This window comes from Mycobacterium sp., assembly GCF_965229265.1.
Lineage (GTDB): Bacteria > Actinomycetota > Actinomycetes > Mycobacteriales > Mycobacteriaceae > Mycobacterium.
In genome coordinates, this window is sequence record NZ_CBDDIY010000010.1 from 1,340,727 (window position 1) to 1,356,194 (window position 15,468).

16 protein-coding genes and 1 tRNA gene are annotated in these 15,468 nt (G+C 65.8%); 10 read left to right on the forward strand and 7 right to left on the reverse strand.

Translation table 11 applies throughout. The features are described from left to right. Positions 1-33: 33 nt before the first annotated feature. A complete protein-coding gene (locus tag ADBZ9K_RS08310) occupies positions 34-1,239 on the reverse strand; it encodes an alpha/beta hydrolase (RefSeq protein ID WP_526619605.1) in 1,206 nt (401 codons plus the stop codon). Positions 1,240-1,544: 305 nt separating this feature from the next. Between ADBZ9K_RS08310 and ADBZ9K_RS08315 the strand changes: the two genes are divergently transcribed. From ADBZ9K_RS08315 to ADBZ9K_RS08330, 4 genes are all read left to right on the forward strand, one after another. Then, positions 1,545-1,898, forward strand: a complete 354-nt coding sequence (locus tag ADBZ9K_RS08315; RefSeq protein WP_526619606.1) for a hypothetical protein — start codon at positions 1,545-1,547, stop codon at positions 1,896-1,898. A gap of 84 nt (positions 1,899-1,982) precedes the next feature. Next, positions 1,983-2,056 (forward strand) — tRNA-Arg (locus ADBZ9K_RS08320). Between the two features lie 202 nt (positions 2,057-2,258). Further along, positions 2,259-2,846 (forward strand): type IV toxin-antitoxin system AbiEi family antitoxin domain-containing protein, encoded by a 588-nt coding sequence (locus tag ADBZ9K_RS08325; RefSeq protein WP_526620833.1) that lies wholly within the window; start codon positions 2,259-2,261, stop codon positions 2,844-2,846. Further along, a complete protein-coding gene (locus ADBZ9K_RS08330) occupies positions 2,843-3,739 on the forward strand; it encodes a nucleotidyl transferase AbiEii/AbiGii toxin family protein (protein WP_526619607.1) in 897 nt (298 codons plus the stop codon). The genes ADBZ9K_RS08325 and ADBZ9K_RS08330 overlap by 4 nt, the downstream gene beginning before the upstream one ends. A gap of 98 nt (positions 3,740-3,837) precedes the next feature. On the opposite strand, the gene ADBZ9K_RS08335 is transcribed toward ADBZ9K_RS08330, so the two are convergent. The 5 genes from ADBZ9K_RS08335 to ADBZ9K_RS08355 form a co-directional block, all read right to left on the reverse strand. Continuing rightward, positions 3,838-4,983: a Fic family protein gene (locus tag ADBZ9K_RS08335; RefSeq protein WP_526620835.1), complete on the reverse strand. Its 1,146-nt coding sequence runs from the start codon at positions 4,981-4,983 to the stop codon at positions 3,838-3,840. Between the two features lie 337 nt (positions 4,984-5,320). Next, positions 5,321-6,295, reverse strand: a complete 975-nt coding sequence (locus tag ADBZ9K_RS08340; protein ID WP_526619608.1) for a squalene cyclase — start codon at positions 6,293-6,295, stop codon at positions 5,321-5,323. Between the two features lie 64 nt (positions 6,296-6,359). Continuing rightward, the gene (locus tag ADBZ9K_RS08345) at positions 6,360-6,872 is read right to left on the reverse strand and encodes a LeuD/DmdB family oxidoreductase small subunit (protein WP_526619609.1); all 513 of its coding nucleotides are present in this window, start codon (positions 6,870-6,872) and stop codon (positions 6,360-6,362) included. Then, positions 6,869-8,128 carry a 3-isopropylmalate dehydratase large subunit gene (locus tag ADBZ9K_RS08350; RefSeq protein ID WP_526619610.1) on the reverse strand — a complete coding sequence of 420 codons (1,260 nt, stop codon included), beginning with the start codon at positions 8,126-8,128 and terminating at the stop codon, positions 6,869-6,871. Before ADBZ9K_RS08350 ends, ADBZ9K_RS08345 begins: the two co-directional genes overlap by 4 nt. Further along, a complete protein-coding gene (locus ADBZ9K_RS08355) occupies positions 8,121-8,984 on the reverse strand; it encodes an isocitrate lyase/PEP mutase family protein (RefSeq protein ID WP_526619611.1) in 864 nt (287 codons plus the stop codon). Before ADBZ9K_RS08355 ends, ADBZ9K_RS08350 begins: the two co-directional genes overlap by 8 nt. Positions 8,985-9,212: 228 nt before the next feature. On the opposite strand from ADBZ9K_RS08355, the gene ADBZ9K_RS08360 reads away from it, so the two are divergent. The 5 genes from ADBZ9K_RS08360 to ADBZ9K_RS08380 are packed head-to-tail and all read left to right on the forward strand — an operon-like array spanning position 9,213 to position 13,704. Next, complete coding sequence (locus ADBZ9K_RS08360; protein WP_526619612.1) at positions 9,213-10,007, forward strand: IclR family transcriptional regulator; 795 nt, start codon at positions 9,213-9,215, stop codon at positions 10,005-10,007. A gap of 49 nt (positions 10,008-10,056) precedes the next feature. After that, positions 10,057-10,500, forward strand: a complete 444-nt coding sequence (locus ADBZ9K_RS08365) for a heme-binding protein (protein WP_526619613.1) — start codon at positions 10,057-10,059, stop codon at positions 10,498-10,500. A gap of 39 nt (positions 10,501-10,539) precedes the next feature. Further along, complete coding sequence (locus ADBZ9K_RS08370) at positions 10,540-11,673, forward strand: LLM class flavin-dependent oxidoreductase (protein WP_526619614.1); 1,134 nt, start codon at positions 10,540-10,542, stop codon at positions 11,671-11,673. 2 nt (positions 11,674-11,675) lie between these two features. Further along, the gene (locus ADBZ9K_RS08375; protein WP_526619615.1) at positions 11,676-12,437 is read left to right on the forward strand and encodes an SDR family NAD(P)-dependent oxidoreductase; all 762 of its coding nucleotides are present in this window, start codon (positions 11,676-11,678) and stop codon (positions 12,435-12,437) included. Positions 12,438-12,471: 34 nt separating this feature from the next. Continuing rightward, a complete protein-coding gene (locus ADBZ9K_RS08380) occupies positions 12,472-13,704 on the forward strand; it encodes a bifunctional 3,4-dihydroxy-2-butanone-4-phosphate synthase/GTP cyclohydrolase II (RefSeq protein WP_526619616.1) in 1,233 nt (410 codons plus the stop codon). Positions 13,705-13,741: 37 nt separating this feature from the next. Here the strand turns inward: ADBZ9K_RS08380 and ADBZ9K_RS08385 are convergent, their stop codons facing one another. Continuing rightward, positions 13,742-14,698, reverse strand: a complete 957-nt coding sequence (locus ADBZ9K_RS08385) for an NAD-dependent epimerase/dehydratase family protein (RefSeq protein WP_526619617.1) — start codon at positions 14,696-14,698, stop codon at positions 13,742-13,744. A gap of 82 nt (positions 14,699-14,780) precedes the next feature. Between ADBZ9K_RS08385 and ADBZ9K_RS08390 the strand changes: the two genes are divergently transcribed. Beyond that, positions 14,781-15,464 (forward strand): TetR/AcrR family transcriptional regulator, encoded by a 684-nt coding sequence (locus tag ADBZ9K_RS08390; RefSeq protein WP_526619618.1) that lies wholly within the window; start codon positions 14,781-14,783, stop codon positions 15,462-15,464. Positions 15,465-15,468: the final 4 nt, after the last annotated feature.

Below are 15,468 nucleotides of genomic sequence, written 5' to 3' on the forward strand. Positions count from 1 at the left end.
GGCGACAGCGCCGTGACGTGGTGAGGTCGGCGGTCAGCTGGCCGAACCGACGGCCCGTCTGCCCCGCTTGCCTGCACTGAGATGCCGCCCGTAGACGATGCCGAGGAACGTCGCGACCGCCTCGGCGGCCAGCTGGCAGCGCAGCGTGGCGATGGTGTCGAACGCGTGGTGGGCATTGGGCAACTCGGCGTAGGACACGGTGTGGGCACCGGCCCCGCGCAGGGCAGCGGCGAAGTTCCGCGCCTGCGAGCTCGGGATGACGGCGTCGCTGTCACCATGCAGCACGAAGAACGGCGGCGCGTCGCGGTGCGCGCGGTGCGTCGGTGAGGCGTCCCGGTAGAGCTGGGGGTCATCGGCCAGCCGGCGCTGCATCACCACATGTTCAAGCAGCGGCATCATCAGGCCGTGCATGGTGTCGACGTTGGTCAGGTCGTACACCCCGTAATACGGCGCGGCCGCCTGCACGCTGGTGTCGGCGTCCTCGAAGCCGGGCTGCAAGCCCGGGTCGTCGGAGCTCAGCGCCGCCAGTGAGCACAGGTGTCCCCCGGCCGAGCCGCCGGTGATGGCGATGAAGTCTGGATCGCCGCCGTAGTCGGCGATGTTCTCGCGGACCCACGCGATGGCCCGCTTCACGTCGACGATGTGGGCCGGCCAGGCGTTGCGCGGACTGCGGCTGTAGTTGATGGCAACGCAGATCCAGCCGAGCTCGACCATTCGGCTCATCAGGGGGTAGGCCTGACCGCGCTTGTCGTTGACCGACCAGCCGCCGCCGGGTACCTGGATGAGCACCGGCGCCCGGCGCCCCTCCGGAAGGTCGGGCCGGCGCCAGACGTCGAGCAGGTGGCTGCGCCCGCCGGGGCCGTAGGAGATGTTGGTGGTCGTCGCCGAGTACCGGCGGCGGTGCCGCATGGCGTCGAGCACCGCGGCCACGTGGGGCCGGCGCGCCGTGTAGGGCTCGAGGGGGTGGTGCACCGAGGCGGTGTAACCCTCGCCGAATGTCTCCTGCAGGGCGGTGTCGAGCACCGTGTCGGCGCGCTGAACGGCAAGCGCAGAGGCGACCTTCTCCAAGGGTGACGGCACCGCCGAGAGGGCGTGCCCGGTCAGGACGTGGGGGGCGAACTCAGCCGAGAGCCAGCCCAGCAGCCAGCCGGCCGCCGCGGGCGACCCGCGCAGCAGCAGGGAGCCGGTGTGGAAGGCCCGCGTACACCGCGCGGTGACCTGCTCAATCGGACTGCTCATGAGCTATCAGACTCCCTCGTCCTTAGCCGACCTAACGCATTTGCCAGGTTGCGGCAGCAACGCGCGGGGCTGGCGTGTGCCGACCGTCACACGATAGACCAAAGAGGGCCATAACAAGGAAATTTCGCGGGCCCCAACGGGCGACGGCCGCATTTCTGCAGGCCAGAGGTCGGCAGATTGCGACACAGGCTAGATAGCTCGGGCTCCGATGACGCCGTGACAGCAAAGTGAACAACTGTCGACTCGGAAGCGACACGTAAGTCGACTCCCAGGAAATCCCAAGGAGGCGACCTGAGTATTTGTGGATGCTCCTCGAGGATCGGGATCCGGGCGCCATCAGTGGGTGGTCGCCGCGCGTCGTGCCTCCGGCCGGCACGGGCGCATCGGCACCGAGCAGCCCGCACGAGCCGGCCACGCTGCTTACCCGCCCGTCCCACCCCAACGACGCAGCTCAAGCTCGGGTGTTCGGTGACCTCATCCGTGCTGAGATCGCCGATCTCGAAGACCTTGTGGCCATCGCACAGCGCCGCTGGTCAGGCCGACGCGACGCGGGTTGGGGCAGCTCACGCACGCCTGAGCCGGTGCTGCGGCTGCGCGAGAAGATCAAGGAAGCCCAGCAGCTGCTGCACGGCTTGCAGGCCCGATTCGGTGCGGAATGAGCGCCCGGCAGACCTAGGCTCACCGAGATCCGAAACCGCGCCGTGGTGATCGGGCAAACCGCACGGCTAAACTATCGGCGCGCTGCCTCCGTAGCTCAGTCGGATAGAGCAAGGGCCTTCTAATCCCTAGGTCGCAGGTTCGATTCCTGCCGGGGGCGCTGGTCAGAGGTGGTTTTCGCCCTGCTGAATAACGTCAGTCGGCTCATATGCGGTCCCGCGGCCCTCGTTAGTCATGCGCGTCCCCGCTCGACTTCACACCTCACGCCTATGACGGTTTAGAGCTTCATAGACGATACGTACCAAATCCTATACAGTGATGATAGTTGTGTATAGGATTTGGTACGGACGGCGGTGATCACCATGAACGACGCGGCAAGCATCGACAGCTTGAGCACCATGCCGGACACGTTCCGATTCTCCGACGCCCTAAAGCACATGAACAGGCGCCAGTTTTACAATCTTCGCAACGAAGGGCGCATCATCCAGATCGCACGCGGCCTCTACCGCAAGAGCACGTGGTACGGCGACGAAGACCTCGCCGAAATCAGCTCCGCGTCACCCCAGGCCACCATCGCCCTCCGATCAGCACTCGCACGACACGACCTCATCGACGACATCCCCGACCAGTTGGACATCGCCATCCCCCGAGGAACCTGGGCGCCGAAACTGAGCACACCGATCAGGTGGCATCGCTTCGATCCGGACACCTTCACCATCGGACGCGACACCCTGCCGACCGACGCGGGCACGCAGATCGGGATCTACTCCGCCCCACGTAGCATCATCGATGCATACCGCCTGCATCATCTCGAAGGGATCGACCTCGCAAACGATGCCCTCAAGCGATGGTTGCGGCAAGGCGGTCAACCCTCCGAACTACTGCGCATGGCGCGCGCGTTCCCGCGCGCGCAGCGCTCTCTCCAACAGGCACTGACCATCCTGCTATGAGTCCAATCTCGCGCGGGACGGCCGGCGGTCGCGCCTACATCGACCTCCAACGGCGCGCAAAAGAGAGCAGAAGGAATACCCAAGAGCTGCTCCAGCTCTACATCCTCGAAGGATTCCTTGCCCGGCTGAGCCACAGCCCGTCCAGCGGGAAATTCGTTCTCAAGGGCGGGGTACTCCTGGCGGCGTTCGGCAGCCGTCGGCCCACTCGCGACATCGACCTCGCAGGGCAAGACCTCGGCAACTCAGAAGCCGAGAATGTTGCCCTGATCAAATCCGTGCTCGAGGTGCGCCTACCCGAAGACGACGGAATCGAGTTCAACGCCGATACCGTGCGTTCGGAGATCATCCGCGAGGATGACGAATATTCCGGCGTCCGCGTCAGCGCGGACGCGCAGCTCGCCACGTCGCGGCACAAGTTCCACGTTGACGTGAGCGTCGGTGACCCCATCGTCCCCAGCCCCACCCTGGTATACGTGCCCCGGCTGCTCGGAGGCGAGCCCATCACCCTCAACGGCTACCCGCTACACATGGTGCACGCCGAAAAGGTCGTGACCGCGATCCAGCGCGGTGTCGCCAATACGCGCTGGCGCGATTTCGGTGACATCTGGGTTCTCTCCCGCGCCCACCCCCAGGACGGAACAGACCTTCAGAGGGCCATCCGGGAAGTTGCGCAGCACCGGCAAGCCGAGTTGATACCACTCGCCGACGTGCTCGACGGCTATCCCCAACTCGCACAGTCCCGCTGGGCGGGGTGGCGCAACCGACAGGGTCGCGATGAACTCCCCGAACAGTTCGCCGACCTTCTCGCCGACGTCGTTTCCTTCGCCGAACCCGCGATCACCGACGACCTCACCAACTTGAGCTGGAGCCCCGACGACGGGGCGTGGCGGTAGCAAGTCCGACTGACACGTCTACTAGCACAACAAGCACTTCTCGGGAACGCACCGGACCAGCGGTTTTAGCTTCTGGCCGATTCGGCTTCAGACTGAGCTCAGATTCGCCGCCCGACGCGTTCGGCGAAACCGTCAAGCGCAGCAAGCACTTCAGGTGCGCGCCACGCGCGATTTCGTGACTGGTCTGTGAATTCGACGATGACCCCCGCCTTGATCAGTGGGTCCAGGTAGCGGTAGACGTTGCTCATCGGGATGTTCAGTTCACGGCTCACTAGTTTTGCGTTGATGACAGGACGTTTGATGAGCAGGTCGGCAATCCGGTGTGCGGCCGAATCTCGGCGAGCGGCAATCTTCGATGCCCAGAATTTCCTGGTGGCTCTTACGTCACTTACGAGGTGGCGGCCGTTGTCTACTGCGAGGATCGATGCGGCAGAGAGCCTTTCGACGATCGGGGCAGCGTCACCCTCACGGTATGCCGTCAGCGCTTGGAAATATGAATCGGTATCGGTAAGCAGACCCGCCGAGACTGGGACCGTGACCTGACGAGTCAGCCGCTTGTTGCGCAACATCGCCTGGATGAGCGCTCTGCCGGTGCGGCCATTTCCGTCCCGAAACGGGTGAATAGTCTCGAACTGCGCGTGCGCGATAGCGATCAGGGGAAGAACGGGTATATCGTCGCGCCCGGCGAACCGGATCAGGTCATCGATGGCGCCGGGGACCCGACTGTGCTGCGGTGCGATGAAGTCTGCGCCACGGGGGCCGAAGTCGCCGCCACCAATCCACACCTGCTCGGTTCGCCACTTGCCGGCGATGTGCGGATTGCTGGCGCTCATTAGCGCAGCGTGCATGGCAAGGATGGCGGCACCGTCGATGCGGTCGGCTAGTGCGACGGCGGCTTGCATGGCCTCGGTGTTGGCGACGACCTCTGAGGCATTGCGGCGGCTGGAACTTCCGAGAGTCTCGGCTTCGGCGATGGCGCGCGCTGAGGCGGTGAGATTCTCGATCTTGGAGCTGGCCGCCGATTCTGACCGGAGCAGCACGGAGGCGAAGGGTGCAATCTCGTCGCCAAGTTCCGCGTCGAAGCGGGCTATCTCCTGGCTGGCCTCCTCTGCATCGGCAAGGGTGCGGGAGGGAAGGGAAACCTCAAGACTTGCGACCTCTGCAGGAATTGCGGACTGGTAATCGCCGGACTGCCGCAGCGCAGCGCGCACATTCTGACGCCCGTATCCAGCCTCGGCCGGCATACCCCATGTCAGGGTCTCGTATTCGACGGCGGTTGTAGCGCCATGTGATGACACCCGTCCAGATTATCATCACTTAGATACATAACTGATAATAAAGGGATCCTTATTATCGCTTCGCGCGACCCTCATCCGTCGGCCCGCGGGTGACCGTCGAATACACGGCGACACGAAAAGTGGCACGTACGAACCTGTCCACGGTTGCAGCGATGCAGGCTCGTCGAGTTGGAGAGTGCATTGGCGGCGAGCAACGACGCGTCACGGTCCATGGTGTCTTCAGCCGCGCCGACGCCTACCGAAAGCAGTGATCGGCCGCAAGGCCCTGCTCCATCCGCCACCCCTAGGTCGCAGCGTCCCACCAGTCGAGCACTCGCGTCCCGTACAGGGTCAGCCACTTCGACGGCTCGCCGGCGGCAACGTCGACCTCGAACCACACCCGCCCGGGTTGCCGACCGGTCTGCAGCCAGGTTCCATCGGGCTGCCGGGCGCCACGAACGATGTCGATCGCCGCAGCCATCCGGGGATCGGGCGCGGCGCCATCGTGCAGCGCGACCGACCGGAAGTACTCGCAGGCATTGAGTGCGCTGTAGGACCAGCGAATTGGGAACGCGAAGTCGTACACCCATTGTCCCACCGGCTCATTCGTCGACAGACGGCGAATGAGGTGGCGTTCGAGCAGGTATTCCTGCCCGCGATGCCGCGCCGCGCGGATGTCGACGGTGCCGCCGGTGGCTTCCTCGTAGGCGAGCAGGCCCTTGAGCGAGTTCAGGGTCGAATGAAACGACGACCGCTGCGATCCCTCCACCCAATCACAGTTCCATCCGCCGTCGGGCAACTGGTGTTCCAAAAACCAGTCGACGATCACCGTCACATCCGCACCGAGCCACACACCATTGGCCACCGTCCAGGCGTTGATGCAGCAGTCCACCTCACCCGACCAGTACGGCGAGCCGTCGTAGTCCCAGCGGCTGTGCTCGGCGAGCAACTCAGCCGTGCGGCGGCCCCGCAGAACCGAACCGTCAACACCCCACTCGCGCAACGTGTTCAGCGTCCACGTCGTCGCCGTCCACGGCTGACCATCCTCGGACGCCTCGGCGCCCTCGAAGTCGAAGTCCGCCGGGAAGAACGACCCGCCGGCCCACTGGCCGTCACCGTCCTGCACAGCCAGCAAGCGAGCGCCGAAGCCCTCGGTCGCAACCCGCGCCCTGGTCGCCTCCCACACCTCGGGCGGCGCTCCGACCAGATCGCGCTCGACTTGCCAGCGCAGCGCCGGATCGGAGTCCATGAGCCACTGCGCCAGCGGGCCTCCCGTCATGGGATCACGTTAACCGACGACGGCCCCCGATCGGGCGACGACGGTCTGGCCACCGCGTTGTGGTTCAGGTGAGCGGCGTGCGCAGGTAACCCGCCGCCTCAAGCTGATTCATCAGTCCGCCCGCGGACAACATCTCAACGATGAACGCCGGGAACGGGTCGAAGGAGTGCACGGATTGCTGGGTCTGGTTGCGCAACTCGGCTGCCAGGAAGTCGATCTCGAGGAGGTCTCCCTCGGTGATGATCGCCCGCGCGTGGGGAATGGTGACCGCCGGCAACCCATAGTTGAGGACATTGCGGTGAAACAGCGAGTTGAACTGTTCGGCGATCAGGGCGCCGACCCCGAGTTCGGCGAACAGCTCGGCGACCGGACGGCTGGAACCGAGTCCGAAGTTGCGTCCGGCCACGACGATGTCGCCCGGTTCGACCAGCGTCGGCCAGTCCGGTCGGGTGGCGTCGAACATGTGCCTGGCCGCCTGGGCCGGCGGCAGCTTCATGGCGAAGCCGGGATACATGTCGTCGGTGTTGACTTCATCGCCAAAGACCCAGGCGCGGCCGCGCGCGATCGAGAGTGTCATCGCACCACCTCTGCCATCGTGGCCGCGCTGATGCGGCCCGCGATCGCCGATGCCGCAACGGTGGCTGGCGACGCCATATAGATGGATGCCTCGGTGCTGCCCATCCGTCCGCGAAAGTTCCTGGTGCTCGCGGTGATACACACTTCAGAGGGCGCCAACACCCCCATGTGGTAGCCGAAGCAGGCACCGCAGGTGGAGTTGGTGACGACGGCCCCGGCCTCAATCAGGGTGGCTACGTAGCCGAGTTTGACCGCGTCCAAGTACACCTGTTGCGAGGCCGGTGTGACGATCAGGCGGACCCCGTCGGCCACGTGGCGGCCCGCCAGTACCTCGGCGGCCACCGCCAGATCGGCGAGTTGTCCATTGGCACAGGAGCCGATGAACGCCTGATCGATGTGGACATCGGTCAGCTCGGTGACCGGCACGGCGTTGTGGATCACGGTCCCAGGACGGGCGACCATCGGCTCGATGCTGTCCAGGTCGATGACGCGGACCGCGGCGTATTCCGCGTCGGGGTCGGGGTGCCGCGGCGTGAAGCTGGCGCCCGGTGCGGTGCGCGCCAGGTGTTGCAGGCATACGTCGTCGGCGGGAAAGACGGTGAAGTCGGCGCCCACCTCGGCGCCCTGTGTGGCGATGGTTCGCCGGTCACTCATCGGGACGCTCGCCAGTCCCGGCCCGGCGAATTCCAGGGCATGGTCGGTGGCGTCGCCGAATTGGGCTGCGATGGCAAGGAATATGTCCTTGCCGTTGATGTGCGACGGTTTCGTGCCGACCAGCTCGTACCGGATGGTCGGCGGCACCCGGAACCAGGTCCGCCCGGTGCAGAGCATCTGCAGGATCTCGGCAGGGCCGAGCCCACGGGCTGCGGAGTTCATCACTCCGGCGGCGCAGGTATGCGAGTCGGTGCAGGCGACCACCGATCCCGGCAATGCCAGCCCCTGCTCATCGATGACCTGGTGGACGATGCCGTGGCGTCCGACATCGTAGAAGCGTTCGATCCCGTGTTCGTGGGCGAATGCCCGCGCGCGGGTGCCATGCACGGCGTCGCGGACCGTCGGCGCTGGCACGGCATGGTCCATGACGATCGCGATCTTGTCCCGGTCGTGTACGGCGATCACGTCGCCCAGCCGCAACTGGGCGAACTGCACGTCGATGATGACGGTCATATCGACATCGCAGGTCACGATCTGACCTGGCACCGGGTCATCGACCCCGGACGCGGCGGCAAGGATGTTCTCGATGATGGTCTTACCCATCGAGATCACCACCGGCGGCGGAGATCGCGCGGATGCGTTCCCAGAAGGGCAGACCGAGCGCGGTGAACAGATCGCGCGGCGAGGACATACCTTCCTGGGTGGTGTCGCCCCGGCTCAGCGCCGACAGCGCATCCTGGATCCCGCGGACCGCCCCGCCGATACCGGTTCCCGGCGCGATGGCGATGGCATAGCCGAACTCCTGCAGCTGGTCGAGCGTCACCAACGGCGTCTTTCCCCGCGGAACCAGGTTGAACAGGGTGGGTGCATCGACTTCTCGTGGAATGCGGGCTATCTCGTCGACCGACTGGGGCGCTTCGACGAAGATGACGTCGGCGCCCGCTGCGGCGTACAGCGACGCGCGACGCAGTGCTTCGTCCATCCCGGCGACCGCACGCGCGTCGGTCCGGGCGATGACGAGCATGTCGGTCCTGGCCTCGACCGCGGCACGGATCTTGGCGGTGAACTCGTCGACGTCGATCACGGTTTTGTCGTCGAGGTGACCACACCGCTTCGGAAATACCTGATCCTCGAGTTGGATCGCGGCGACGCCGATGCGTTCGTACTCCTGCACCGTGCGGTAGACGTTCGTCGTGTCGCCGAACCCGGTGTCACCATCGGCGATCAGCGGTTTGGTCAGGCGGCGGGTGATGACCGCGGCCTGCGCGGCCATCTCCGTCATGGTGGCCAGGCCGATATCCGGCAGCCCGACGGCCGACGCCGAGACCGCGGCGCCGGACATGTAGGCGACCGGAAACGCCGATTGCTCAAGCAGCGCGGCGGAGACTCCGTCGTACACGCCCGGTGCGACCACAAGGTCCGGGCCCTGGATCAACTCCCGCAGGAGGGCCGCGGTCACCGTGACCCCAGATTGGCTTGAGACAGCTGGCGCATCCCGTAGACCCCACTAGATGGTTTTAATATCCACACAGTGGAGACGCTAGAACCGCTGCTCCCGCCCTGTCAAGACATCAACGAGGTGGCGGAAAGCCGTGATTCCGGGCTTGACAACGGCAAATCCCGGTGACTACGGTCACACCATTCTACGGATTTGCCTTCCATCTAGCGGATATCTCAGGAGGTAGCGATGGTCGACGAGGGCTCTGTACGCGTGATCGAGCGGGTGTGTCTCGTCCTTGACTGCTTTTCCAAGGAACGGCCACGCTTGCAGGTGGGTGACCTTCGCGACCTCACCGGCTTGCCCCCCACCACCGTGGGACGGATCGTCAAAAGCCTTGTCTCACAACGCTTGCTCGAACGCGAGGGAAACCACTACCGGCTCGGACTGCGGGTCCTGGTGTGGTCGGCTCCGGCGAAGGCGGCATCCGATCTCATCGTGGCCGCCGGCCCTGTCATCGACCACATCCGCGACCTGACCGGGGAAACCACCGGAATCTACGTCCGCCAGGGCGCGGTCCGGGTGGCGGTCGCCGCGGCACTGTCGGATCGGTCGATCGTCTACAACGGATATGTCGGCCAGGTGATGCCGTTGCACGCGGGTGCGGCGGGCAAGACATTCATGGCGTTCGATCCCGACGCGCTGCGCTCAGCCCTCGACGCCGGACTGACCCGCTACACCGACGCCACCACGACGGATGCCGCCGAGCTTCGCCGTTCACTGGAAACCGTCCGCCGCGACGGTTGGTCCTACACCTCCGAGGAGCGCGAGGCGGGCCTGAGCTCACTTGCCGCACCCATCCTCGATTCGACCGGAGAGATCACCGCCGCCATCGCTGTCGGGGGCCCGACATTCCGCCTCACGGCCGCTGCCGCGGCCGAATTCGGCCCACTTGTCGCCACCGCGGGCATGTCCATCTCGCAGCGACTCGGATACGTCGGCCACCTCAGCGACGCACCGGCACCCATCGATCACCGCAGCTGAAGCCCGTCCCGTCACCGCAGAATTCCATACCGAACCGGAGAACATCCCTATGTCGAACGCGTCCGTACCCGCCACTCGCGTAGTCCATACCCTGACAAGCACCGGGGCCCAGTCACTGATCGAGGCGGCGGTGTCGGCCGCCCGGGACCAGGGGCTGACGATATCGGTGGCCGTCCATGACGCGGGCGCAAACCTCGCGGGATTCCTGCGCATGGACGGCGCGTCCGTACTGAGTATCGAGATCGCACAGAACAAGTCCTACACCGCCGCCGCGTTCGGACTGCCCACCCATCAATGGCACGACATCATCAGCAACGACGAGCCGCTCAAGATCGGCATCGTGCATACCCCGCGACTGGTCACCTATGGCGGCGGCTACCCGATCTACTCCGACGGCCAACTGGTCGGATCGATCGGGATCAGCGGAGGTCACTACAGCCAGGACATGACCGTCGCGCAAGCCGCGCTCACCGCGTGTGGCTTCGCCCACTGACCATTCGACTGCCTGCAACGAACCAAGGAGATCCTTACCATGCCTGTCCTCAGCACCGATGAACTCGACAGTGCGCGTTCGCACCTCGCGCTCTACGACGACAAGAACACCCTCAAACTCGGGACCTTCGCGACCAACGTCAGCTATGGCGTGAGCATCAGCGACGCCCCGACCTCCTACGAAGTGAGCTGGGACCACACCGTCGGGCTGGCCCGACAAGCCGACGACATGGGACTCGACATGCTCATCCCCCTCGGCAGGTGGAAAGGGTTCGGCGGCACCACGAATTTCAACGGCGAGAGCTTCGAGACCTACACCTGGGCGGCGGGCATGGCGCAGGCGACCGAGCGCATCATGGTATTCGCCACCACCCACGTCCCCGTCGTGCATCCGATCGTCGCCGCCAAGCAGGCCGTGACGGTCGACCACATCTCCAACGGGCGGTTCGGACTGAACCTGGTGATGGGCTGGTTCACGCCGGAGATGGAGATGTTCGGCTCCGCACTGCGCGAGCACGACGAGCGCTACCAGGTCGGCGAGGAATGGGTCCAGATCGTCAAGCGACTCTGGGCCGAGCGTGAACCGTTCTCCTTTGCCGGGGACTACTACACCGTCAACAACGCCGAATCCTGGCCCAAGCCGGTGCAATCGCCGCATCCAGTCATCATGAACGCCGGCGCCTCGCCGGCAGGCAGCGACTTCGCCGCCCGCAACGCCGACATCAGTTTCATCGCCGTCGACGATGCCGACAGCGCCGCCGCCTCGATCACGAACTTCAAGAACCACTCCTACGAGGAGTACGGGCGCCAGCCTCTGGTGTTCTCCGGCGCTTACGTCGTGTGCGCGGATACCGAAAAGGAGGCGCAGCGGATTCTGCAGTCGATCATCGACGGCGGCGATCGCCAGGCCGTCCGAAACCTCATGCAGGTCCTCGGCATTCAGAGCGGCTCGTTTGATCACCTCATCGCCAAGGCCGCCGAGGATCGCTTCATCACCGGCTATGGCGGAGTGCCGTTCGTGGGAACTCCCGAGCAGATCGCCGACCAGTTCATCGCGATGGCGAAAGCGGGTGTGTCGGGAATGACGTTGGGCTTCCTCGACTACGCCGAGGGGTTGCGCCAATTCGACGAATCCATCCTGCCGCTGCTCCGCCAGGCCGGATTGCGCGCCTGACCATGGGGCGCCTGGACAACAAGTACGCGGTGATCACCGGCGCGGCCGGCGGGGTGGGACGCGCGGCCTGCCGCATGTTCTGTGTCGAAGGGGCGGCCGTGGTCGGCGTCGACATCGACGGTGCGGCCGGTGGCGATCTGGAAGCTGAATTGCGCAGCGAAGGATACGATTTCCGGTTCCGCACGGTCGACGTTTCCGTCGAGGACGAAGTCAACGCCCTGGCCGCCGAGATCGCCGCCGATCGCCACGTCGACATCGTCTACAACAACGCCGGAGCCATCCTCGGCAAGCACATCCTGGAGTCGTCGGTCGAGGACTGGGACCGAATCCATGACATCAACTCCAAGTCGGCCTTTTTGATGATCCGGGCCTTCGCGCCCAGGATGACCAACCCGGGCGGGTCGATCGTGAACACCTCCTCGGGTGGCGGCGTCGTCGCGATTGCGAACATGGCCCTCTACGGGGCCGCCAAGGCCGGCGTCATCTTGCTGTCCCGCGCCGCAGCCGTCGACCTGGCACCCGGGATCCGGGTCAACGCCCTGGTTCCCGGACTGATCGACACGGCGATGCCGCAGAGCTTCGTCTCGTCGTTGCCCGACGAGCACAAGACCGCCGTCCTGGACGGCATGAAGGCCCAGCATCTGACCCAGCGCCTGGGTCGTCCGAACGAGGTCGCGGCCGCAGCCCTCTTCCTGGCCAGCGACGAATCCTCCTTCGTCACAGCGAGTGCGCTCTACGTCGACGGTGGGGCGACCGCGGTGTGATGCGGCGACGAGACACGCCAACGGGAGGCGCAACATGAACGGGCAGAAGGCCACTCAATTGGTGCAACAGGCGGTCACGGCCCTCGGTGACGGTCGACTGATCCTGGTGGTCGACGACGTCGATCGGGAGAACGAGGGTGACCTCGTATGCGCGGCCGAGCTAATCAGCCCCGACCAGGTCGCGTTTCTCGTCCGCCACACCACCGGCATCGTCTGTGCACCGATGAGCGAACAACGCGCCGACGCCCTGCACCTGCCGCCGATGGTCCACCACAACACCGACTCGCACGGCACCGCGTTCACCGTCACCGTGGACCACACATCGACCGGGACCGGAGTGTCGGCCGATGACCGCGCCCGGACCCTGCGATCCCTGGCCGATCCGCGCACCGCGCCGGGCGAACTGCGCCGCCCCGGGCACGTCTTTCCGTTGCGGGCCCGCGCCGGGGGCGTGCTGCGGCGCGCCGGACACACCGAAGCCGCCGTCGATCTCACAACAATGGCTGGCCTGTCCGGAGTGGCGGTGATCGCCGAAGTCGTCGACGACGACGGTTCGATGCGCCGCGGCGACTCACTGTCGCGATTCGCGGCCACCTATCATCTGCCCGTCGTCGCTATCGCCGACCTCATCCGCCACCGCCGTGCCACCGAACGCCTCGTGGAACTGGTCGGAACTGCGCACATGCCAACCGAATTCGGCGATTTCCGGGCCATGGCTTATCGCAGTGTCCTCGACGGCACCGAGCACCTGGCCATGGTGATGGGCGACGTCGTCGCCGCGGGGCAGACGGCCGCGGGTGCGCTGGTTCGCGTGCACTCTGAATGCCTGACCGGCGACATCGTGAGCTCGTTGCGCTGCGATTGCGGCGCTCAACTCGAGCAGGCCCTGCAGGCGATCTCCCGGGAAGGTGTCGGGGCCCTGGTCTATCTACGCGGCCACGAGGGCCGGGGCATCGGGTTGGGACACAAGATCCGTGCTTATGCCCTGCAGGAGCAAGGGTTGGACACCGTTGACGCCAACACCGCTCAAGGGCTGCCCGTGGACTCCCGCAGTTACGGTGTCGGCGCGCAGATCCTGGGTGACCTGGGTGTCCACCGCCTGCGGCTGATCACGAACAACCCCGCCAAGTACGGCGGGCTCGCCGGGTACGGAATCACCATCACCGGCCGGGTGGCGCTGCCCACCGCGCAAACCCCGCACAACGTGCGGTACCTGCGCACCAAGCGGGAACGCATGCACCACGATATTGCGTTGCCGCACAGCTGATATCGAGGGCCGGCGCGGCCCGTCGGACCCGCTCAGCTCAGCGATTTTGTACGCGCGCATCGCGTCCCGCTGTCCGATACCACGCGATGGTGTGGGCGATGGCTTCCTCGTGGCTGGTCACGGGCAACGGTCCGAAGGTGCGGTCAAAGGCGGAGTGGTCGACGATCCACGGCTGGGTCCGTTGATGGTCGAGTTCGTCGTAGCCCCTGAGCCTGCGGTCGAAGAGGGCCATCAGCCGAATCGTCGCCGCAGGCAGGCGGATTGGCCGGCGAACCCGTCCGGCGACCGCACCGGCGAGCGTGCTGAACTCCGCGACTGTCAGCGTCTCGGCCGCCGGTGTGTGGAAGACCCGGCCATCGGCGCGCTCGTCGTCGCCCAGAACGATCAACGACCGGGCGGTGTCTATCGAGTAGGCGAACGTGTGCGGCATGTCCAGTGGCGCAAACCAGATCGGATTTCTGCCACGCGCCAGGGGTTCCAGGATGAGCTCGTCGGGCAGCGACATCCGGGCGTCGGGGCCGTAGTAGTCACTGATTCGTCCGATGGTCACCCGCGCAACACCGCGCGCATGCGCATCGAGCAGGGTCCGGCCGAGCTGCGAGCGCAGTTTCTCTTTCGGCCCGACCGGCCGCTCGGGGGTCTGCTCATCGAATGGCCCGTCGACGGGCCCGTAGGCGTACAGGTTGTCGCTGAACACCAGCTTCGCACCGGTCGCCGCGGCGGCCGCGATGGCGTTGTCGACCATGACGGGAAACATCGCGACCCAGTCCGGGTACGGGACATTGGCGGCGAGGTGAATGACCGAGGCGCCCCGGCACGACGCGATCGCCGCATCCCGGTCGAGCAGGTCAGCCCGGTGGTTGTCGACGTGGTCGGGAATGCCCTTGCCGGAGCGGGTCACCCCGCGTACCGGGCGCCCCTGCTCGACGTACTGGCGGGCGATCTCGGCGCCCAGGCCGCTGCCGGCACCGAACACCACAACCGTCTCGGTCATGCGGCCTCCTTGTAATGAGATCAAACAACGTAATGGTCTATAACTACCGTACCGTGGAGTCACAGCACGACGAGGGAGATCGATGTCACATCCGACGGTGAACCGGCGGGAGCGCCTACGGCAGGAGGCGACCACCGAGATCAAGCTGATCGCGACACGGCAGCTCGCCGAATCGGGCACGGCCGGTATCTCGATGGTGGCCATCGCCAAGGAGATGGGGATGACCGGTCCGGCCCTGTACCGGTACTTCGCCAGCCGGGACGCGCTGTTGACCGCGCTGATCCGGGACGGATATGCCGAGCTGGCCCACACCGCCGAACACGCCGCGCAGAAGGCTGCCGGGCAACCACCCGCAGATCGCGTGCTCAGCGTCGCGGCGGCGGTCCGCGGGTGGGCGCTGCGGGAGCCGCAACGCTATCTTCTGCTGTTCGGCACCCCGGTGCCGGGATATCGGGCGCCGATGGACACACTCGACGCGGCCAATCGCGCGTTGCGGGTCTTCGCCGTCATCGCCGCCGAACTGCCCGACGCCTCGCCCAATCCCCCCGTCCCCGCCGATCTCGAGACGCAGTTCCAGGCGCTCGCACAGACCGACCATCCCGATGTGTCTGCACGCGCCCTGCTGATCGCCGTGCGGGTATGGACCCGCATCCACGGTCTGATCAGCCTGGAACTGGTCGGGCAGTTCACCCACATGCCCGTCGATGCGGCGCTGCTGTTCGGCTACGAGCTCGAATCGACTGTCGCGCAGCTATACCCGCGATAGCCCG